The organism is Pseudomonas sp. 273, assembly GCF_029201425.1.
Lineage (GTDB): Bacteria > Pseudomonadota > Gammaproteobacteria > Pseudomonadales > Pseudomonadaceae > Pseudomonas > Pseudomonas delhiensis.
This window is the reverse complement of record NZ_CP116775.1, coordinates 5,724,768-5,745,054: the sequence shown is the minus strand read 5'-3', so window position 1 is coordinate 5,745,054 and position 20,287 is coordinate 5,724,768. Positions and strand designations below refer to the sequence as shown.

At 66.9% G+C, this 20,287-nt stretch carries 20 protein-coding genes and 1 pseudogene; 17 read left to right on the top strand and 4 right to left on the bottom strand.

From position 1 onward, the window contains the following. Window positions 1–29 precede the first annotated feature (29 nt). Window positions 30–518, bottom strand: a complete 489-nt coding sequence (locus PKO50_RS26230; protein ID WP_009617533.1) for a DUF3015 domain-containing protein — start codon at window positions 516–518, stop codon at window positions 30–32. 231 nt (window positions 519–749) lie between these two features. On the opposite strand from PKO50_RS26230, the gene PKO50_RS26225 reads away from it, so the two are divergent. The 6 genes from PKO50_RS26225 to PKO50_RS26200 all read left to right on the top strand — a co-directional run bounded on the left by PKO50_RS26225 (window position 750) and on the right by PKO50_RS26200 (window position 5,958). Next, the gene (locus PKO50_RS26225; protein ID WP_109934267.1) at window positions 750–1,079 is read left to right on the top strand and encodes a TraR/DksA family transcriptional regulator; all 330 of its coding nucleotides are present in this window, start codon (window positions 750–752) and stop codon (window positions 1,077–1,079) included. A 99-nt stretch (window positions 1,080–1,178) separates the two neighbouring features. Then, window positions 1,179–3,662 carry an AAA family ATPase gene (locus PKO50_RS26220; protein ID WP_275627667.1) on the top strand — a complete coding sequence of 828 codons (2,484 nt, stop codon included), beginning with the start codon at window positions 1,179–1,181 and terminating at the stop codon, window positions 3,660–3,662. 179 nt (window positions 3,663–3,841) lie between these two features. Continuing rightward, entirely contained in the window at window positions 3,842–4,183 is a 342-nt protein-coding gene (locus tag PKO50_RS26215) for a hypothetical protein (protein WP_089391115.1), read from the top strand. A 168-nt stretch (window positions 4,184–4,351) separates the two neighbouring features. Beyond that, window positions 4,352–4,846 carry a TIGR00645 family protein gene (locus tag PKO50_RS26210; protein WP_064581933.1) on the top strand — a complete coding sequence of 165 codons (495 nt, stop codon included), beginning with the start codon at window positions 4,352–4,354 and terminating at the stop codon, window positions 4,844–4,846. A gap of 124 nt (window positions 4,847–4,970) precedes the next feature. Continuing rightward, the gene (locus PKO50_RS26205) at window positions 4,971–5,270 is read left to right on the top strand and encodes a DUF6482 family protein (protein WP_089391114.1); all 300 of its coding nucleotides are present in this window, start codon (window positions 4,971–4,973) and stop codon (window positions 5,268–5,270) included. A 70-nt stretch (window positions 5,271–5,340) separates the two neighbouring features. Beyond that, window positions 5,341–5,958 (top strand): FKBP-type peptidyl-prolyl cis-trans isomerase, encoded by a 618-nt coding sequence (locus tag PKO50_RS26200; RefSeq protein WP_109934265.1) that lies wholly within the window; start codon window positions 5,341–5,343, stop codon window positions 5,956–5,958. 496 nt (window positions 5,959–6,454) lie between these two features. Here the strand turns inward: PKO50_RS26200 and PKO50_RS26195 are convergent, their stop codons facing one another. Continuing rightward, window positions 6,455–6,679 (bottom strand): hypothetical protein, encoded by a 225-nt coding sequence (locus PKO50_RS26195; protein ID WP_109934264.1) that lies wholly within the window; start codon window positions 6,677–6,679, stop codon window positions 6,455–6,457. Between the two features lie 172 nt (window positions 6,680–6,851). Next, complete coding sequence (locus tag PKO50_RS26190) at window positions 6,852–7,820, bottom strand: polyprenyl synthetase family protein (RefSeq protein ID WP_275627666.1); 969 nt, start codon at window positions 7,818–7,820, stop codon at window positions 6,852–6,854. Window positions 7,821–8,060: 240 nt separating this feature from the next. On the opposite strand from PKO50_RS26190, the gene rplU reads away from it, so the two are divergent. From rplU to PKO50_RS26165, 5 genes are all read left to right on the top strand, one after another. Then, on the top strand, window positions 8,061–8,372 hold the full coding sequence (gene rplU / locus PKO50_RS26185; RefSeq protein WP_275627665.1) for a 50S ribosomal protein L21: 312 nt from the start codon (window positions 8,061–8,063) through the stop codon (window positions 8,370–8,372). 24 nt (window positions 8,373–8,396) lie between these two features. Continuing rightward, on the top strand, window positions 8,397–8,654 hold the full coding sequence (gene rpmA / locus PKO50_RS26180; protein ID WP_089391111.1) for a 50S ribosomal protein L27: 258 nt from the start codon (window positions 8,397–8,399) through the stop codon (window positions 8,652–8,654). Window positions 8,655–8,805: 151 nt separating this feature from the next. After that, entirely contained in the window at window positions 8,806–10,026 is a 1,221-nt protein-coding gene (gene cgtA / locus PKO50_RS26175; RefSeq protein ID WP_109934261.1) for an Obg family GTPase CgtA, read from the top strand. 62 nt (window positions 10,027–10,088) lie between these two features. After that, window positions 10,089–11,207 carry a glutamate 5-kinase gene (gene proB / locus PKO50_RS26170; RefSeq protein WP_109934260.1) on the top strand — a complete coding sequence of 373 codons (1,119 nt, stop codon included), beginning with the start codon at window positions 10,089–10,091 and terminating at the stop codon, window positions 11,205–11,207. 10 nt (window positions 11,208–11,217) lie between these two features. Then, a complete protein-coding gene (locus PKO50_RS26165; protein ID WP_275627664.1) occupies window positions 11,218–11,679 on the top strand; it encodes a CreA family protein in 462 nt (153 codons plus the stop codon). A 406-nt stretch (window positions 11,680–12,085) separates the two neighbouring features. Here PKO50_RS26165 and rpsT read toward each other — a convergent pair whose 3' ends face one another. Continuing rightward, on the bottom strand, window positions 12,086–12,355 hold the full coding sequence (rpsT, locus tag PKO50_RS26160) for a 30S ribosomal protein S20 (protein ID WP_009617555.1): 270 nt from the start codon (window positions 12,353–12,355) through the stop codon (window positions 12,086–12,088). Between the two features lie 244 nt (window positions 12,356–12,599). Here rpsT and murJ point away from each other — a divergent pair, with 244 nt between their 5' ends. From murJ to ispH, 6 genes and pseudogenes are all read left to right on the top strand, one after another. Then, a complete protein-coding gene (murJ, locus tag PKO50_RS26155) occupies window positions 12,600–14,138 on the top strand; it encodes a murein biosynthesis integral membrane protein MurJ (RefSeq protein WP_109934258.1) in 1,539 nt (512 codons plus the stop codon). Window positions 14,139–14,244: 106 nt separating this feature from the next. Beyond that, a complete protein-coding gene (gene ribF / locus PKO50_RS26150; protein WP_109934257.1) occupies window positions 14,245–15,183 on the top strand; it encodes a bifunctional riboflavin kinase/FAD synthetase in 939 nt (312 codons plus the stop codon). Window positions 15,184–15,206: 23 nt separating this feature from the next. Next, window positions 15,207–18,040 (top strand): annotated as a pseudogene (gene ileS / locus PKO50_RS26145) (isoleucine--tRNA ligase). 253 nt (window positions 18,041–18,293) lie between these two features. Then, complete coding sequence (gene lspA, locus PKO50_RS26140; protein ID WP_275627663.1) at window positions 18,294–18,800, top strand: signal peptidase II; 507 nt, start codon at window positions 18,294–18,296, stop codon at window positions 18,798–18,800. Next, window positions 18,793–19,245 (top strand): FKBP-type peptidyl-prolyl cis-trans isomerase, encoded by a 453-nt coding sequence (gene fkpB / locus PKO50_RS26135; RefSeq protein WP_109934254.1) that lies wholly within the window; start codon window positions 18,793–18,795, stop codon window positions 19,243–19,245. The genes lspA and fkpB overlap by 8 nt, the downstream gene beginning before the upstream one ends. Window positions 19,246–19,326: 81 nt before the next feature. Continuing rightward, entirely contained in the window at window positions 19,327–20,271 is a 945-nt protein-coding gene (ispH, locus tag PKO50_RS26130; protein WP_109934253.1) for a 4-hydroxy-3-methylbut-2-enyl diphosphate reductase, read from the top strand. Window positions 20,272–20,287: the final 16 nt, after the last annotated feature.

The window sequence follows — 20,287 nt, the reverse complement described above, 5'->3', positions numbered from 1 at the left end:
GCCCGCCCCGGTGGGGCGGGCCGTCAGGCTCAGGCCTGTTCCGCGTACTTGGCCAGGCGGGTGTCCTGTTTCAGCACGGCCTGGGTGTTGGCATAGACGTCCTCGGCGGTGACGTCGGACTTGTTGAAGATCTGCGCGAAGTGCTCGTGGGTCACTTCGGCGAAGTGCGCGCGGTCTTCGGGCTTCACGCCCAGGACCACGGCGTAGGTGGTCAGGGCTTCGCCGTCACCCTTGGCCATGTCTTCGGACAGTTCGTCCATCATGCTGCTCAGCACGATCATCGGCTTGCCGCCGTAGGTCAGCGCGCCATTGGTGTGGCAGCCGTTGGTGCCGGTGGTCATGCCGAAGGTGTTGTTGCCCGAGGAGCCGTTGGTGGTGGCCGCCAGCACGTGGGTGGCGGTGCCGCGCTGGCCCTTGAAGAGCATCTGGCCCCAGCCGCAGCCGTCGCTGCCGGGGGCGTCGGCGAAGGCGCCGATGGAAACGGTGGCGAGGAGGGTACCGAGTAGAATCCTTTTCATCTGCGTATCTCTCTTTGTTCGTATGCATGGCTGTACGTAGCCGCTGACAGCAAACAGCGCCAGGCAGAGCTTTGTAGGAATATCCTGGGGGTGTCAAGGCGCGATGTCTCCCAACCCACGGCGGGGCGAACTGCGTCATGCTCCGCACAACAGGCTATTGATCGGTATCAGCGGCGATTCCCTTGGAACCGGCCACACTTGAAACAGTTCCTTGCCCGTCGGAGAGGCGTCATGGCCGTAGATGATTTCGACCCCCGTTCTGCCCTGGATGCGCTGGCCAGCGAATATTCCCAGCGTGCCGCCGCGATCCGCCGCGACCTGGCGCGCTCCCACTCGCCGGACTTCGCCGAGCAGGCCCAGCAGCGGGAGAACGATGACGTGCTGCGGGCCCTGCTGGCCGAAGCCGACGCGGGCATGCGCCTGGTGGGCCTGGCCCGCCTGCGCCTGGCAGACGGAACCTACGGACAATGCGTACGCTGCGGCGAAGCCATCGAGCCCCGCCGCCTGCGCGCCCTGCCGGCCACGGAATACTGCCTGCGCTGCGCCGACCTGCAGCACTGATCGACCCGCCCTTGCGCGCGCCTTGCCAGTGGCGCGCGGCCGGCGCGAGAATGCGGACAACTCTCCGCGGCCTTGCGCCGCCCGATGCAAGGACTTCCGATGCCCCAATCCGTTGCCGCCGGCCTGCGCCTGGCGCCCGATGAACTGACCCGCCCCTTCTCGCCCGAGCAGTTTGCCTTCGCCACCACCGACGACCTGGACCCCTTCCTCGGCGTCCTCGGCCAGGAGCGTGCGGTGGAGGCCCTGCAGTTCGGCGTGGCCATGCCGCGGCCGGGTTACAACGTGTTCGTCATGGGCGAGCCGGGGACCGGGCGCTTCTCCTTCGTGCAGCGCTACCTGAAGGCCGAGGCCAAGCGCCTGCCGACGCCGGCCGACTGGGTCTACGTCAACCACTTCGAGGAGGGCCGCGAGCCGCGCGCCATCGAGCTGCCGCCGGGCAGCGCCGCCGACTTCGGCGCGGACATCGACCAACTGATCGACAACCTGCTGTCGACCTTCCCCTCGGTGTTCGAGAACCCCGCCTACCAGCAGAAGAAGAGCGCCATCGACCGCGCCTTCAACCAGCGCTACGACAAGGCCCTGGACACCGTCGAGCGCCTCGCCCTGGAGAAGGACGTGGCGCTGTACCGCGACAGCGCGAACATTGCCTTCACCCCGATGAAGGACGGCAAGGCCCTCGACGAGGCCGAGTTCGCCCAGCTGCCGGAGGCCGAGCGCGAGCGTTTCCACGCCGACATCGCCGAGCTCGAGGAACAGCTCAACGAAGAGCTGGCCAGCCTGCCGCAGTGGAAGCGCGAGTCCAGCAACCAGCTGCGCCAGCTCAACGAGGAGACCATCACCCTCGCGCTGCAGCCGCTGCTGGCGCCGCTGGTGGAGAAGTACAACAACAACAGCGGGGTCTGCACCTACCTGCAGGCCATGCAACTGAACCTGCTGAAGACCGTGGTCGACCAACTGGTGGACACCGAGCGCAGCGACGCCCAGCGCAAGCTGATGCTGCAGGAGCTGTACGCGCCCAACCAGGTGATCGGCCACCACGCCACCAGCGGCGCGCCGGTGGTGCTCGAGTCGCACCCGACCTACGACAACCTGTTCGGCCGCATCGAGTACGCCTCCGACCAGGGCGCCCTCTACACCAGCTACCGGCAGCTGCGCCCGGGCGCGCTGCACCGCGCCAATGGCGGCTTCCTGGTGCTGGAGGCGGAGAAGCTGCTGGGCGAGCCCTTCGTCTGGGACGCGCTCAAGCGCGCCCTGCAAACGCGCCAGCTGAAAATGGAGTCGCCGCTGGCCGAGCTCGGCCGCCTGGCCGCCATGAGCCTGACGCCGCAGGTGATCCCGCTGCAGCTGAAGGTCATCATCATCGGCTCGCGGCAGATCTACTACACCCTGCAGGACCTGGACCCGGACTTCCAGGAGATGTTCCGCGTGCTGGTCGACTTCGACGAGGACATCCCGCTGGCCGAGGACAGCCTCGAACAGTTCGCCCAGCTGCTCAAGACGCGCACCTCGGAAGAGGGCATGGCGCCGCTGACCGCCACCGCGGTGGCGCGCCTGGCCACCTACAGCGCGCGCCTGGCCGAGCACCAGGGGCGCCTGTCGGCGCGCATCGGCGACCTGTTCCAGCTGGTCAGCGAGGCGGACTTCATCCGCCAGCTGGCCAGCGAACCGGTTACCGACCTGGGGCACATCGAGCGTGCCCTCAAGGCCAAGGAAACCCGCACCGGCCGAGTTTCGGCGCGGATCCTCGACGACATGCTGGCCGGCATCGTGCTGATCGACACCGAAGGCGCCGCCGTGGGCAAGTGCAACGGCCTCACCGTTCTGGAGGTGGGCGACTCGGTGTTCGGCGTGCCGGCGCGCATCTCCGCCACCGTCTACCCGGGCGGCAGCGGCATCGTCGACATCGAGCGCGAGGTCAGCCTGGGCCAGCCGATCCACTCCAAGGGCGTGATGATCCTCACCGGCTACCTGGGCAGCCGCTATGCCCAGGAATACCCGCTGGAAATCTCCGCGAGCATCGCGCTCGAGCAGTCCTACGGCTACGTCGACGGCGACAGCGCCTCGCTCGGCGAGGTCTGCACGCTGATCTCGGCGCTGTCGCGCACGCCGCTGCGGCAGTGCTTTGCCATCACCGGCTCGATCAACCAGTTCGGCGAAGTGCAGGCGGTCGGCGGCGTCAACGAGAAGATCGAGGGCTTCTTCCGCCTCTGCGAGGCCCGTGGCCTGACCGGCGAGCAGGGGGTGATCATCCCGCGCTCCAACGTCAGCACCCTGATGCTCGACGAGCGCGTGCTGCAGGCGGTGCGCAACGGCCTGTTCAACGTCTACGCGGTGCGCCACGTCGACGAGGCGCTGGGCCTGCTGGTCGGCGAGCCGGCCGGCGCGCCGGACGCCAAGGGCCAGTTCCCGGCCGGCAGCGTCAACGCGCGGGTGGTCGAGCGCCTCAAGGAGATCGATGCCATGGGCATGGACGAGGAGGACAAGGAGAAGCTCGCCAAGGAGGCCGCGCCGGCCGCGGCCAAGGCCGCCAAGGCGCCGCAGGTGGAGAAGGAGCGGGCGCGCAAGAAGAAGGACAGCGACTGAGCCCGCTGCCGCTGGCCAGTCCTTGACCAGCGGCGGGGTCCCCAGCAATGGCGCTCGTCGGGCGCCGTTGCCCCCGTGGTGTCCACAACGATATCCACAACTATCGTGGATAAAACGGGCTTTCCCGAGGTCAACCCCGGGTGTAGGCTCGAAAACAGGACAACCGCGAGGGTGCCGCCATGCCGCGTAACCTCTGCCTTATCCGCCCCTGTCTGGGGTTGACCACGCGCATCGAGTGCGTGATCAGGCCGCTGGCCGGAGAGAATGGACTCTGGACACTGCTCTGCGCTGCGGGCATGGCGGGGGCGCAGCCCACCGCCATCAAGGCCCAGGGCCCGTTCTACGGGCCTTTCGTGGCCGAGGGCGTGCTCGAAGCCATCGCCGACTGCCTGGCCCAGCAGGGCTACGTGCCCGCCGACGACCTGCCCATCTGGCAGTTGCACCTGCAGGCCGAGCTGCGACGAATCAATGGCGAGCGCGTGCGCAACTTCGGGGACTACCAGTCCCACCCCGAGTCCTGAAGGCGCATTGCGCAGTCTCTGAGCGACCGCCGCCAACCCCCGGCGGGCGGGGGCTGGCGCGTTTCTTCCCGGCGTCCTGCACATATTTATCCACAGAATAACTGGATAACTCGCCGCGGGCCTTCAGCTATAATCCTGCGCCATTTCTGAACTCCCTTTGCGAAGGCCATGGAACGTTTCATCGAAAACAGCATGTACGCCGCCCGCTGGCTGCTGGCGCCGGTCTATATCGGCCTGTCGCTGGCGCTGCTGGCACTGACCATCAAGTTCTTCCAGGAGATCTTCCACATCCTCCCGGACATCTTCTCGATCGCCGAGGCCGACCTGATCCTGGTGCTGCTGTCGCTGATCGACATGGCCCTGGTCGGCGGCCTGCTGGTGATGGTGATGTTCTCCGGCTACGAGAACTTCGTCTCGCAGCTGGACATTTCCGAAGGCAAGGAGAAGCTCAGCTGGCTGGGCAAGATGGACGCCAGCTCGCTGAAGAACAAGGTGGCGGCCTCCATCGTGGCGATCTCCTCGATCCACCTGCTGCGCATCTTCATGGATGCGAAGAACGTCGATGACAACAAGCTGATGTGGTACGTGATCATCCACCTCACCTTCGTCCTCTCCGCGTTCGCCATGGGCTACCTGGACAAGGCCACGCGCCACGACCACTGATCGTTTTTGCCGCCTCCCGCGTACCGCCCGTCAGCCGCAAGCGACGGGCGGTGTCGTTTGCGCTGGGCGCAGCCGGCGCGCTGTACCAGACTGGCTGCGTTGGACCCTACCCTGGAGGTGCGCAATGAACCTGCAAGAGCTGACCAACCGTTCACTCGCCGGGGATATCGACGAGCTCAACCTGGTATCCCTGGAGGGCGGCATCTACGTGCTGGAGGCGCGCATGGGCCAGCGCTTCATCCCGATCCAGGACGCCAAGGGGCATGTACTGGGCGTGCGTTCGCTGGAGCATGCCCGCCAACTGCTGACGGCGTTGCCGCCGATTCCCTTCCAACTGGTCCACGCCGCGGTGCAGGACGAGATGTGCGGCTCCCCGGGCGGCAGCGCGCAGAACGACGAAGGCGTGGCCATGCCGCTGCATTGAGGCCGAGGTGGGGCGGGGCGGTCGACTGTGCTAGGCTGGCCGCCCTTTTTTCACCCAGCGGAGCCCCGCCATGAGCGAACTCAACCTTTCCACCGACGAAGCCCGTGTCAGCTACGGCGTCGGCCGCCAGCTGGGCGACCAGCTGCGTGAGAACCCGGTTCCGGGCATGAGCCTGGACGCGGTGCTGGCCGGCCTCTCCGACGCCTTCGCCGGTGCCGACAGCCGGGTGCCCGCCGAGCAGCTGTCCGCCAGCTTCCAGGTGATCCGCCAGCGCATGCAGGCCGAAGCCCAGGCCAAGGCCGAGGCGGCCGCCGCCGAAGGCAAGGCCTACCTGGTGGAGAACGCCAAGCGCGAGGGCGTCACCGTGCTGCCGTCCGGCCTGCAATACGAAGTGCTGGTCGCCGGCGAGGGCGCCAAGCCGTCCCGCGACGACACCGTGCGCACCCACTACCACGGCACCCTGGTCGACGGCAGCGTGTTCGACAGCTCCTACCAGCGCGGCCAGCCGGCCGAGTTCCCGGTGGGCGGCGTGATCGCCGGCTGGGTCGAGGCCCTGCAACTGATGAACACCGGCAGCAAGTGGCGCCTGCACGTACCGGCCGAGCTGGCCTACGGCGGCCAGGCGGTGGGCAGCATCCCGCCGCACAGCACCCTGGTGTTCGACGTCGAGCTGCTCGACATCCTCTGACGAGTGCAACCCGCGGCGGCCGTCCCTGGCCACCACGGCATGCGGGGGGCTCCACGCGGCCCCCGGTGTGCAGCCGCCTCCCGGGCGGCGACCGCACGGATGGCGCCTCCTGCGCCATCGCAAAACCCTGTACGTCCGGCTCCCGCTCTTCGTAGGCGCGGGCTTGCTCGCGAACGGCCCGCACCTGACCCATCCTACGGGTCGTTATGTTTGCCGGATGAGATGTCGGAGCGGATTTATCCGCGATTCCGCCGGCAGGGCCGGCTCTCATCCCGCCATCGCGGACAAGGTCCGCTCCTACGCCCGTGCTTCCCCGGCACTGTAGGAGCGGGCCCTGCCCGCGATTCGCGCGCAGGGCGCGCTCCTACAGGGGAATGGCGTGGGTGGGGTAGCGTAGGAGCGGATCTCATCCGCGATCCGCGCCGATACGTCCGGCTATCGCGGACAAGGTCCGCTCCTACGAAAGCCCCATCGCTCCCGCGAGCAGCGGTGGCATTCAACGCAGCGCACGGGCGTAGCAGAACAGGAACAGGTTGCGCACCAGCTCCTTGAGCACCTGCGGTTCGCTGGTGCTCAGCTCGTGCAGGTCCAGGCCGCCCTGCTCGCGCAACTCGTCCAGGGCGTCTTCCTGCAGCAGGGCGCAGACTTCCCCGGTATCGCGATTGAGGATGCGCAGATAGGGATGGGGGCGGTCCAGCCAGGCATCGATCATGTAGGTCATCTCTGCATCTCCTTGGTTGCCGAGTTAATGAGAATAATTCTTATTATCTCGATAGCAAGCCCCTATGCAGAATTTTTTTCGCCAAACGCCCCATGCCATGGCCTGGATCAACCGCCCTGAATGCAGAACGCCCGCGCGGCAGGGCCGGGCGGGCGTTCGGTGGCAGCGACGATCAGTGCGTGCGGGCGACCGCGAACTCGCTGAGTTCGATCAGCGCGGCGCGGTATTCGCTGTCCGGCAGTACCTGCAGGCAGTCGATGGCGCGCGCGGCGTACTCGCGGGCCAACCTGGCGGTGTAGTCCAGGGCGCCGGCGGCTTCCACGGCGGCGCGGATGCCTTCCAGGTCCTGGCTGCCGCCCTGCTGGATGGCCTTGCGCACCAGCAGCGCCTGCTCCGGGGTGCCGTCGCGCATGGTGGCGATCAGCGGCAGGGTGGGCTTGCCCTCGGCGAGGTCGTCGCCGACGTTCTTGCCCAGGGTGCTGGCGTCGCCGCGGTAGTCCAGCAGGTCGTCCACCAGCTGGAAGGCGATGCCCAGGGCGTCGCCGAACTGGCGCAGGGCCTCGGCCTGTTCGTGGCTGGCGCCGGCGAGGGCGGCGGCGCTGTGGGTCGAGGCCTCGAAGAGCATCGCGGTCTTGCCGCGGATGACCTCCATGTAGGTTTCCTCGGTGGTGCTGGCGTCGCGCACCTTGGTCAGCTGCAGCACCTCGCCCTCGGCGATCACCCGGGTGGCCTGGGAAATGATCTGCATCACCGGCATGGAACCGAGCTCGACCATCATTTCGAAGGAGCGCGCATAGAGGAAGTCGCCGACCAGCACGCTGGGCGCGTTGCCCCACTGGGCGTTGGCGGTGGCGCGGCCGCGGCGCAGGCCGGAGGCGTCGACCACGTCGTCGTGCAGCAGGGTGGAGGTGTGCAGGAACTCGATGATCGCCGCCAGCAGGCGCATGTCGTCCCCGGAACGGCCCAGGGCCTTGCCGCTGAGCAGTACCAGCAGCGGGCGGAGACGCTTGCCGCCGGCGGAGATGATATAGTCGCCGATCTTCTCGACCAGGGGAACGCGGGAGCTGAGCTGGCGGCGGATGATGCCGTCGACGGCGGTGAAATCGTCCGCCACCACCCGATAGAAAGCCTGGGGTTGCATATTACGAAGGCGCTCCTCGAAGAATGCGCGGCATGCTAGGTGCCGGGGTGGGGGCTGTCAAGGAAAGCGCCGCAAGGCTTGTGTCGGCCGGGGGCTTTGCGTACAATCGCGGCCCCGAACTTCCCTGGCATACCCTGCCTTACGCAATTGCACGGGCGTCCTTCCGGCCCCATGCAGCCATGCCGACCGATACCTCTTCCTATAAAGCGTCGGGTGAGCAGGTCTAACGGAGACATCCAGATGTACGCAGTTATTGTTACCGGTGGCAAGCAATACAAAGTCACCGAAGGCGAATTCCTCAAGGTCGAGAAACTCGACGTCGCCACCGGCGAAGCGATCAACCTGGATCGCATCCTGCTGGTCGCCAACGGCGATGACGTCAAGGTCGGCCTGCCGGTGGTAGAAGGCGCGAAAGTGACCGCAGAAGTGGTTTCCCACGGTCGTCACGACAAAGTGCGCATCATCAAGTTCCGCCGCCGCAAGCACCACATGAAGCGTCAGGGCCACCGCCAGTGGTTCACTGAAATCAAGATCACCGGCATCCAGGCCTAATTCCTTTTTTGGAGGATATGACTCATGGCACACAAGAAAGCTGGCGGTAGTACCCGCAACGGTCGCGATTCCGAAAGTAAACGCCTTGGCGTGAAGCTGTTCGGCAGCCAGGTCGTCAAAGCAGGCAACATCATCGTGCGTCAGCGCGGCACCCAGTTCCACGCCGGCTACGGCGTTGGCATGGGCAAGGATCACACCCTGTTCGCGAAAATCGACGGCGTGATCAAGTTCGAAGTGAAAGGCGCCTTTGGCCGTCGCTATGTAAGCGTCGTCGCTGCCTAAGCGAGCCTTCACTGAAAAAGCCCTGTCTCGCGACGGGGCTTTTTTGTTTCTGGCGTTTCCTGCATGGGGCGGCCTGCGCGTTTGCGCGGACTTGGCTGTATCCTATGCTCCTTTTCTTATTCAACCCGCCGCGCTGGCGGGAGGCGTTCCCATGAAATTCGTCGACGAAGTATCCATCCACGTGAAAGCCGGTGACGGCGGTAATGGCCTCATGAGCTTTCGCCGCGAGAAGTTCATCGAGAAGGGCGGTCCCAACGGCGGTGACGGTGGCGACGGCGGCTCGGTGTTCCTCGAGGCCGACGAGAGCCTGAACACCCTGGTGGACTACCGCTACACCCGCCGCTTCGATGCCCAGCGCGGGCAGAACGGTGGCAGCAAGGACTGCACCGGCGCCAAGGGCGACGACCTGGTCCTGCCGGTGCCGGTGGGCACCACCGTGATCGATGCCGCTACCCATGAGGTCATCGGCGACCTGACCGAGCCCGGCCAGCGCCTGATGGTCGCCCAGGGCGGCTGGCACGGCCTGGGCAACACCCGCTTCAAGTCCAGCACCAACCGTGCGCCGCGGCAGACCACCCCGGGCAAGCCCGGCGAGGCCCGCGACCTCAAGCTGGAGCTGAAGGTCCTGGCCGACGTCGGCCTGCTAGGCCTGCCGAACGCTGGCAAGAGCACCTTCATCCGCGCCGTGTCCGCGGCCAAGCCGAAGGTCGCCGACTACCCGTTCACCACCCTGGTGCCGAACCTGGGCGTGGTCAGCGTCGGCCGCTTCAAGAGCTTCGTGGTCGCCGACATCCCCGGCCTGATCGAGGGCGCCGCCGAAGGTGCTGGCCTGGGCATCCGCTTCCTCAAGCACCTGGCGCGTACCCGCCTGCTGCTGCACATCGTCGACATGGCGCCGCTGGACGAGAGCGACCCGGCCGATGCCGCCGAGACCATCGTCAACGAGCTGACCAAGTTCAGCCCGGCGCTCACCGAGCGTGACCGCTGGCTGGTGCTGAACAAGATGGACCAGATCCTCGAGCCGGAAGAGCAGGAGCGGCGCAAGCAGGACGTGGTCGCGCGGCTGGGCTGGGAAGGTCCGGTCTACGTGATCTCCGCCCTGGAGCGCGAAGGCACCGAGGCGCTCAGCCAGGACATCATGAAGTACCTCGACGAGCGCACCCTGCGCATCGAGGAAGACCCGGCCTACGGCGAAGCCCTGGCCGAGCTCGACCAGCGCATCGAGGACGAGGCGCGCTCCCGTCTGCAGGCCCTGGATGACGCGCGCGCGCTGCGCCGTGCCGGCCTGAAGAATGCCGACGACCTCGATGACGACGATGATTTCGACGACGAGGACGACGGCGACGGGCCGGAAATCTTCTACGTGCCCTGACCGGCGCCGCGTGCGCCGGTCCCCAAGCAACCTGGTGAAACCTGACTTCGTAAGGTTGATGTATGCGTGAGAAAGTGACCGGCGCGCGGCGCTGGGTGGTGAAGATCGGCAGCGCCCTGCTCACGGCCGATGGCCGCGGGCTGGATCGCGACGCCATGGCGGTGTGGGTCGAGCAGATGGTCGCGCTGCACTGCGCGGGCGTCGAGCTGGTGCTGGTGTCCTCCGGCGCCGTGGCGGCGGGCATGAGCCGCCTGGGCTGGGTCTCCCGCCCGAACGACATGCACGAGCTGCAGGCCGCGGCGGCCGTCGGCCAGATGGGCCTGGTGCAGGCCTGGGAGTCCAGCTTCGGCCAGCATGGCCTGCAGACCGCCCAGGTGCTGCTGACCCATGACGACCTGTCCGACCGCAAGCGCTACCTGAACGCCCGCAACACCCTGCGCACCCTGGTCGATCTCGGCGTGATCCCGGTGATCAACGAGAACGACACGGTGGTCACCGACGAGATCCGCTTCGGCGACAACGACACCCTGGCGGCCCTGGTGGCCAACCTGGTGGAGGCCGACCTGCTGGTGATCCTCACCGACCGCGACGGTATGTTCGACGCCGATCCGCGCAGCAACCCCGAAGCCCAGCTGATCTACGAAGCCCGCGCCGACGATGCCCAGCTCGACCTGGTGGCCGGCGGCAGCGCCGGCGCCCTCGGCCGCGGCGGCATGCAGACCAAGCTGCGCGCGGCGCGCCTGGCGGCACGCTCCGGTGCGCACACGGTGATCGTCGGTGGGCGCATCGAGCGCGTGCTCGACCGCCTGCGTTCCGGCGAGCGCCTGGGTACCCTGCTGACTCCCGAGCAGAGCCGCAAGGCCGCCCGCAAGCAATGGCTGGCAGGCCACCTGCAGATGCGCGGCACCCTGGTGCTGGACGCGGGGGCGGTGAAGGCCATCGCGGAAGACCACAAGAGCCTGTTGCCGGTGGGCGTGAAGCAGGTCCAGGGCAGCTTCCGCCGCGGCGAGATGGTGGTCTGCGTGGACCCGCAGGGCCGCGAGATCGCTCGCGGCCTGGCCAACTACAGCGCCCTGGAGGCGCAGAAGATCATCGGCCAGCCGACCGACGCCATCGAGGGCCTGCTGGGCTACGTCGACGGGCCGGAGCTGGTGCACCGCGACAACCTCGTGCTGGTCTGAAGGAGTACCCATGAAGCTATGGAAGGGCGTGTGCGCCGGCCTGCTGATGTTGCCGGTGCTGGCGGGGGCGGAGGAGATCGGCGAGGTCTCCACGGTGTTCAAGTGGGTGGGGCCCAACGACAAGATCGTGGTCGAGGCCTTCGACGACCCTAAAGTGGAAGGGGTGACCTGCTACCTGTCGCGGGCCAAGACCGGCGGCGTCAAGGGCGGCCTGGGCCTGGCCGAGGACCGCGCCGAGGCGTCCATCGCCTGCCGCCAGGTCGGGCCGATCCGCTTCGCCGGCGAGCTCAAGGATGGCGAAGAGGTGTTCAAGCAGCGCACCTCGCTGGTGTTCAAGTCCATGCAGGTGGTGCGTTTCTTCGACAAGAAGCGCAACGCGCTGGTCTACCTCGTCTACAGCGACCGCATCATCGAAGGCAGCCCGCAGAACGCGGTGACCGCGATCCCGATCATGCCCTGGTCGACGAAATAAAAGCCTTCCGTTTTTCGTAGGAGCGGGCCCTGCCCGCGATTCGCGCGCAGGGCGCGCTCCTACAAGGGAGTGTGTGGGTGGGGCGGCGTAGGAGCGGATCTCATCCGCGATCCCGCCGGCAAGGCCGGTATTCACGCGAGGCATCTTTCGCTTTTTCTTTTCGTAGGGGCGGGCCCTGCCCGCGATTCGCGCGCAGGGCGCGCTCCTACAGGGGAGTGCGCGGGTGGGGCAGCGTAGGAGCGGATCTCATCCGCGATCCCGCCGGCAAGGCCGGCGTTCGCGCGAGGCATCGCCGCAGCGGGGCGTTCGCGAGCAAGCTCGCTCCTACAGGTCCGGGGCCGGGTTTGGGTTTTTCGCGGGCAATAAAAAACCGGCCACTGGGGCCGGTTTTTCAAGAACGGAACGCTTACGCGGTGGCCAGGGCCTTCACGTGGGCGTTCAGGCGGCTCTTGTGACGAGCGGCCTTGTTCTTGTGGATGATGCCTTTGTCGGCCATGCGGTCGATGACCGGTACGGCAGCAACCAGAGCGGCCTGGGCCTTGGGCAGGTCCTTGGCGTCGACTGCCTTGACTACGTTCTTGATGTAGGTACGAACCATGGAACGCAGGCTGGCGTTGTGGCTGCGACGCTTCTCAGCCTGTTTGGCGCGTTTTTTGGCGGAAGGTGTGTTGGCCACCGTCGAGCTCCTCGAGAAAAACTTGGGATGTAGCGAATAAATTAAGGCCGCGAATGATGCCGTCGAGTCCGAGCCTTGTCAAGGGTATGAGCGGCGGCCGACGAGCGGCGTGGCCGGGGATTCGCGGACTGGGTGGGTGATTTATTCGACCAGCGGCCATACACTCGACGCCCTTTACTGGCCGCCGGGCGATCCGGCCGCCCCGCGGGCAGGGCCCGTCCTGCGCTGACAAGTCCCGGATGCAATGAATCTACTCAAATCGCTGGCCGCGGTCAGCTCCATGACCATGATCTCGCGGGTGCTCGGCTTCGTCCGGGACACCATAGTGGCGCGCATGTTCGGCGCCGGCATGGCCACCGACGCCTTCTTCGTCGCCTTCAAGCTGCCCAACCTGCTGCGCCGCATCTTCGCCGAGGGCGCCTTCTCCCAGGCCTTCGTGCCGATCCTGGCGGAATACAAGACGCAGCAGGGCGAGGAGGCCACCCGCACCTTCATCGCCTACGTCTCCGGCCTGCTGACCCTGGTGCTGGCCGTGGTCACGCTGCTCGGCATCCTCGCCGCGCCCTGGGTGATCTGGATCACCGCGCCGGGCTTCGCCGACACCCCGGAGAAGTTCGAGCTGACCACCGCGCTGCTGCGGGTGACCTTCCCCTACATCCTGCTGATCTCCCTGGCCTCCCTGGCCGGGGCCGTCCTCAACACCTGGAACCGCTTCTCGGTGCCGGCCTTCGTGCCGACCCTGCTGAACGTTAGCATGATCCTGTTCTCGCTGTTCCTCACGCCGTACTTCGATCCGCCGGTGATGGCCCTGGGCTGGGCGGTGCTGGCCGGTGGCCTGGCGCAGCTGCTGTACCAGCTGCCGCACCTGAAGAAGATCGGCATGCTGGTGCTGCCGCGCCTGAACCTGCGCGACACGGGCGTGTGGCGCGTGCTCAAGCAGATGGGCCCGGCGATCCTCGGGGTCTCGGTGAGCCAGATCTCGCTGATCATCAACACTATCTTCGCCTCCTTCCTGGCTGCGGGCTCGGTGTCCTGGATGTACTACGCCGACCGCCTGATGGAGCTGCCCTCCGGCGTGCTGGGGGTGGCCCTGGGCACCATCCTGCTGCCGTCCCTGGCCAAGACCTACGCCAATGACGACCGCCACGAATACTCGCGCCTGCTCGACTGGGGCCTGCGCCTGTGCTTCCTGCTGGTGCTGCCCTGCGCCCTGGCCCTGGCGCTGATCGCCGAGCCGCTGACCGTGTCGCTGTTCCAGTACGGCAAGTTCAGCGCCAACGACGCGCTGATGACCCAGCGCGCGCTCATCGCCTATGCCGTGGGCCTGCTCGGCATCATCCTGGTCAAGGTGCTGGCGCCGGGCTTCTATGCCCGGCAGAACATCCGCACGCCGGTGAAGATCGCGCTGTTCACCCTGGTTTCCACCCAGGCGATGAACCTGGTCTTCATCGGCCCGCTCAAGCACGCGGGCCTGGCCCTGGCCATCAGCCTGGCGGCCTGCCTCAATGCCGGCCTGCTGTACTGGCAACTGCGCAAGCACGACCTGTTCGAGCCGCAGCCGGGCTGGGCGAAGTTCCTCGGCAAGCTGGTGCTGGCGGTGCTGGTGATGTCCGCCGTGCTGCTGGGCGCGATGCACTTCATGCCGGCCTGGGACCTGGGCGGCATGCCGCTGCGCCTGGCGCGCCTGGGCGTGCTGGTGGTGGCCGGCGTGGTGGCCTATTTCGGTATGCTGGCGCTGCTGGGCTTCCGCCTGCGGGACTTCTCGCGGCGGGCGGTGAGCTAGCCCGGCGCGGGCACTTGGGTGCATCCGTGACGCACGGCGGCTTTGTGCCTGTCGCGCGGCGGCGGGTGCAGGTATAATCGACCACTTTCTGAGCAATACGCGCGCTATGCAGCTGCTTCGAGGCCTCCACAACCTGCGGCCCCTGTCCGGGGGCTGCGTTGCCACCATCGGCAATTTCGACGGCGTCCACCTTGGCCACCAGGCGATCCTGGCGCGTCTGCGCGAGCGCTCGCAGGAGCTGGGCGTGCCCAGCTGCGTGGTCATCTTCGAGCCGCAGCCGCGCGAGTACTTCGCCCCGGATGCCGCGCCGGTGCGCCTGACGCGCCTGCGCGAGAAGCTCGAGCTGCTGCGCGAGCAGGGCGTCGACTTCGTCCTCTGCCTGACCTTCAACCGCCGCCTGCGCGAGCTGTCGGCCGCCGAGTTCGTCCGCCAGGTGCTGGTGGACGGCCTGGCGGTGCGCCACCTGGAAGTGGGCGACGACTTCCGCTTCGGCTGCGACCGTTCCGGCGACTTCGCCTTCCTGGTCCGGGCCAGCGCCGAGCAGGGCTTCACCGTCGAGGCCGCCACCACGGTGGAGGTCGACGGCATGCGGGTGAGCAGCTCGCGCATCCGCAAGGTGCTCGCCGACGGCGACCTGCACCAGGCCGAGCGCCTGCTGGGCCGGCCGTTCCGCCTGAGCGGGCGGGTGCTGCACGGGCAGAAGCTCGGCCGCACCCTGGGTTCGCCCACCGCCAACATCCAGCTCAAGCGCCGCAAGGCGCCGCTGAACGGCGTCTATCTGGTCAGCACCGTCGTGGCTGGCCAGCGTGTCAACGGGGTGGCCAACATCGGCACGCGGCCGTCGGTCAACGGCGACGGCCGGCCCCACCTGGAAGTGCATCTGCTGGACTTCGCGGGCGACCTCTACGGCCTGCACCTGGATGTGACCTTCCACCAGAAGCTGCGTGATGAGCAGCGTTTTGCCTCCCTGGAGGCACTGAAGGCGGCGATCCTCGCCGACATAGCCGCCGCCCGGGCCTACTGGCTGGGCCAACCGCTTGATTGAAGAAATTCCGAACAGGCCCTGAGATGACCGACTACAAAGCCACGCTGAACCTTCCCGATACCCAGTTCCCGATGAAAGCCGGCCTGCCCCAGCGCGAGCCGGAGACGCTGAAGTTCTGGAACGACATCGGCCTGTACCAGAAGCTGCGGAAGATCGGCGAAGGTCGCCCGAAATTCATCCTGCACGATGGCCCGCCCTACGCCAACGGCAGCATCCACATCGGTCACGCGGTCAACAAGATCCTCAAGGACCTGATCGTCCGCTCGCGCACCCTGGCCGGCTACGACGCCCCCTACGTGCCGGGCTGGGACTGCCATGGCCTGCCCATCGAGCACAAGGTCGAGACCACCCACGGCAAGAACCTGCCGGCGGACAAGACCCGCGAACTGTGCCGCGCCTACGCCGCCGAACAGATCGAAGGACAGAAGGCCGACTTCATCCGCCTGGGCGTGCTGGGCGAGTGGGACAATCCCTACAAGACCATGAACTTCGCCAACGAGGCCGGCGAGATCCGCGCCCTGGCCGAGATGGTCAAGCAGGGCTTCGTGTTCAAGGGCCTGAAGCCGGTGAACTGGTGCTTCGACTGCGGCTCGGCCCTGGCCGAGGCGGAAGTGGAGTACGCCGACAAGAAGTCCGACGCCATCGACGTCGCCTTCCCGGTGGAAGACGCCGACAAGCTGGCCGCCGCCTTCGGCCTGCCGAGCCTGGCCAAGCCCGCCGCCATCGTCATCTGGACCACCACCCCTGGACCATCCCGGCCAACCAGGCGCTGAACGTCCACCCCGAATTCACCTACGCCCTGGTCGATACCGGCGAGCGCCTGCTGGTGCTGGCCGAGGAACTGGTCGAGTCCTGCCTGCAGCGCTACGGCCTGGAAGGCCGGGTCATCGCCACCGCCAAGGGCGAGGCGCTGGACCTGATCCGCTTCCGCCACCCGTTCTACGAGCGCTTCTCGCCGGTCTACCTGGCCGAGTACGTGGCCCTGGACGCCGGCACCGGCATCGTCCACTCGGCGCCGGCCTACGGCGAGGACGACTTCCGTACCTGCAAGCAGTACGGCATGAGCAACGACGACATCCTCAGCCCCGTGCAGAGCAATGGCGTGTACGTCCAGGAGCTGCCGTTCTTCGGCGGCCAGTTCATCTGGAAGGCCAACCCGAACATCGTCGCCAAGCTCGACGAAGTGGGCGCGCTGCTCAAGCACGCCAGCATCAACCACAGCTACATGCACTGCTGGCGCCACAAGACGCCGCTGATCTACCGCGCCACCGCGCAGTGGTTCGTCGGCATGGACAAGCAGCCGGAAAGCGGCGCCACCCTGCGCGAGCGCGCCCTGGAAGCCATCACCCAGACCGAGTTCGTGCCCAGCTGGGGCCAGGCGCGCCTGCACGGCATGATCGCCGGCCGTCCGGACTGGTGCATCTCGCGCCAGCGCAACTGGGGCGTGCCCATCCCGTTCTTCCTGCACAAGGCCACCGGCGAGCTGCACCCGCGCACCGTCGAGCTGATGGAAGCAGTCGCCCAGCGCGTGGAGAAGGAAGGCATCGAGGCCTGGTTCAAGCTCGACGCCGCCGAACTGCTGGGCGATGAAGCCGCGCAGTACGACAAGATCAACGACACCCTGGACGTCTGGTTCGACTCCGGCACCACCCACTGGCACGTGCTGCGCGGCTCCCACGCCGAGCTCGGCCACGCCAGCGGCCCGGCCGCCGACCTCTACCTGGAAGGCTCCGACCAGCACCGCGGCTGGTTCCACTCATCCTTGCTGACCGGCTGCGCCATCGACGGCCATGCGCCGTACCGCCAACTGCTGACCCACGGCTTCACCGTGGACGAGTCCGGCCGCAAGATGTCCAAGTCCCTGGGCAACACCGTGGTGCCGCAGACCGTGATCGACACCCTGGGCGCCGACATCCTGCGCCTGTGGGTGGCCTCCACCGACTACTCCGGCGAGATCGCGGTCTCCCAGACCATCCTGCAGCGCAGCGCCGACGCCTACCGGCGTATCCGCAACACCACGCGCTTCCTGCTCTCCAACCTGACCGGCTTCGACCCGGCCAGGGACCTGCTGCCCAACGACCAGCTGCTGGCCCTGGACCGCTGGGCCGTGGACCGCGCCCTGCTGCTGCAGCGCGAACTGGAAGAGGCCTACCGCGACTACCGCTTCTGGAACGTCTACTCCAAGGTGCACAACTTCTGCGTGCAGGAGCTGGGCGGCTTCTACCTGGACATCATCAAGGACCGCCAGTACACCACCCAGGCCGACAGTGTCGCCCGCCGCTCCTGCCAGACCGCGCTGTTCCACATCGCCGAGGCACTGGTGCGCTGGGTCGCGCCCATCCTGGCCTTCACCGCCGAGGAAGTGTGGAAGTTCCTGCCCGGCGAGCGCGCCGAGTCGGTGATGCTGACCACCTGGTACGAGGGCCTGTCCGAGCTGCCGGCCGACGCCGAGCTGGGCCGCGCCTACTGGGACCAGGTCATGGCCGTGAAGGCCGCGGTGAACAAGGAACTGGAGAACCAGCGCGCGGCCAAGGCCGTGGGCGGCAACCTGCAGGCCGAGGTCACCCTGTTCGCCGAGGACGCCCTGGCTGCCGACCTGGCCAGGCTGGGCAACGAACTGCGCTTCGTGCTCATCACTTCCACCGCCACCCTCGCGCCACTGGCCGATGCCCCGGCCGATGCCGTGCAGAGCGAGCTGCCCGGCCTCAAGCTGAAGGTGGTCAAGTCGGCCCACGCCAAGTGCGCCCGCTGCTGGCACCACCGCGAAGATGTCGGCAGCCACGCCGCGCACCCGGAAATTTGCGGCCGTTGCGTGGAGAACATCGAAGGCGCCGGCGAGGTTCGCCACTATGCCTAAGGACGCGCCATTGGCTATTTCTCTCTTTGCGCCGGAGCCTGTATTTGCGCAGGGCAAGGCGCGAGGAGAGAGGTTTGGTCGTCCAAATGAACGACGAGTAACGCAGGCCTGCGCAAATACAGGCCCGGCCCTTCGGGTTGCGCCGGAAATCGCGCCATGCTGCGTTGCCGGCCTTGATAAGGGAACGCCATTATCGGCAGCCAGCGCCTTGCCTGGCGCGATTTCCGGCGGCAACGCAAAGGAGAAATAGTCAATGGCGCGTCCTAACTTCGGCCGCCTCGGCTGGCTGTGGATAACCGTGCTGGTCCTGGTCCTCGACCAGGCCAGCAAGGCCTATTTCGAAGGCACGCTGAGCCTGTACCAGCAGATCGTGGTCATCCCCGACCTGTTCAGCTGGACCCTGGCCTACAACACCGGCGCGGCCTTCAGCTTCCTGGCCGACAGTTCCGGCTGGCAGCGCTGGCTGTTCGCCCTGATCGCCGTGGTGGTCAGCGCCGTGCTGCTGGTCTGGCTCAAGCGCCTGAAGCCCAGCGACACCTGGCTGGCCATCGCCCTGGCCCTGATGCTGGGCGGCGCGCTGGGCAACCTGTACGACCGCATCGTGCTCGGCCACGTGATCGATTTCATCCTGGTGCACTGGCAGAACCGCTGGTACTTCCCGGCGTTCAACCTGGCCGACAGCGCCATCACCGTAGGCGCCATCATGCTGGCGCTGGACATGTTCAAGACGAAGAAATCCGGAGAGACCGCCCATGGCTGACAGTTCCAGTGATATCCAGCGCATCGGAGCGGATACCCAGGTCACCCTGCACTTCGCCCTCAAGCTGGAAGACGGCAACGTCGTCGACAGCACCTTCGACAAGCAGCCGGCCACCTTCAAGGTCGGCGACGGCAACCTGCTGCCCGGCTTCGAGCAGGCGCTGTTCGGTCTCAAGGCCGGCGACAAGCGCACCCTGGCCATCGAGCCGGAGCAGGGCTTCGGCCAGCCGAACCCGGCCAACGTGCAGGTCATGCCGCGCGAGCAGTTCCAGGACATGGAGCTGGCCGAGGGCCTGCTGGTGATCTTCAACGACGCCGCCAAGACCGAGCTGCCCGGCGTGGTCAAAAGCTTCGACGAGCAGCAGGTGACCATCGATTTCAACCACCCGCTGGCCGGCAAGAGCCTGACCTTCGAGGTGGAAATCATCGACGTAAGGGCGCTCTGAGGGCCCTTCGCAGGCGTAGGATGGGTATCGCGAAGCGATAGCCATCGCGCCATCCCCTCTGCGCGCCGAGACAGACCGACCATGCAAATCAAACTCGCCAACCCCCGCGGCTTCTGTGCCGGCGTCGACCGGGCGATCGAAATCGTCAACCGCGCCCTGGACGTGTTCGGCCCGCCGATCTACGTGCGCCACGAAGTGGTGCACAACAAGTTCGTGGTGGAGAACCTGCGCAACCGCGGCGCGGTGTTCGTCGAGGAACTCGACCAGGTGCCGGACGACACCATCGTCATCTTCAGCGCCCACGGCGTTTCCCAGGCCGTGCGCAAGGAGGCCGAGAACCGTGGCCTGAAGGTCTTCGACGCGACCTGCCCGCTGGTCACCAAGGTGCACATGGAAGTGGTGCGCTACAGCCGCGACGGCCAGGAGTGCATCCTCATCGGCCACGAAGGCCACCCCGAGGTGGAAGGCACCATGGGCCAGTACAACCGCGACAACGGCGGCGACATCTACCTGGTGGAAGACGAGGAAGACGTGGCCGCGCTGCAAGTGCGCAACCCCGAGGCCCTGCACTTCGTCACCCAGACCACCCTGTCGATGGACGACACCTCCAAGGTGATCGACGCCCTGCGCGCCAAGTTCCCGCACATCAAGGGCCCGCGCAAGAACGACATCTGCTACGCCACCCAGAACCGCCAGGACGCGGTCAAGGAACTCGCCGACCAGTGCGACCTGGTGCTGGTGGTGGGCAGCCCGAACAGCTCCAACTCCAACCGCCTGCGCGAGCTCGCCGAACGCATGGGCACCCCCGGCTACCTGATCGACGGCGCCGAGGACCTCAAGCGCGAATGGTTCGAAGGCAAGCAACGCATCGGCATCACCGCCGGCGCCTCCGCCCCGGAAGTGCTGGTGCGCGGGGTGATCGAGCAACTGCGCAAATGGGGCGCGGAACCCGAGGTGGAGCTGGATGGGCGGGAGGAGAACATTACCTTCTCGATGCCCAGGGAACTGCGGGTCAAGGCGGTCTGAACCCGTTCCTGCCAGG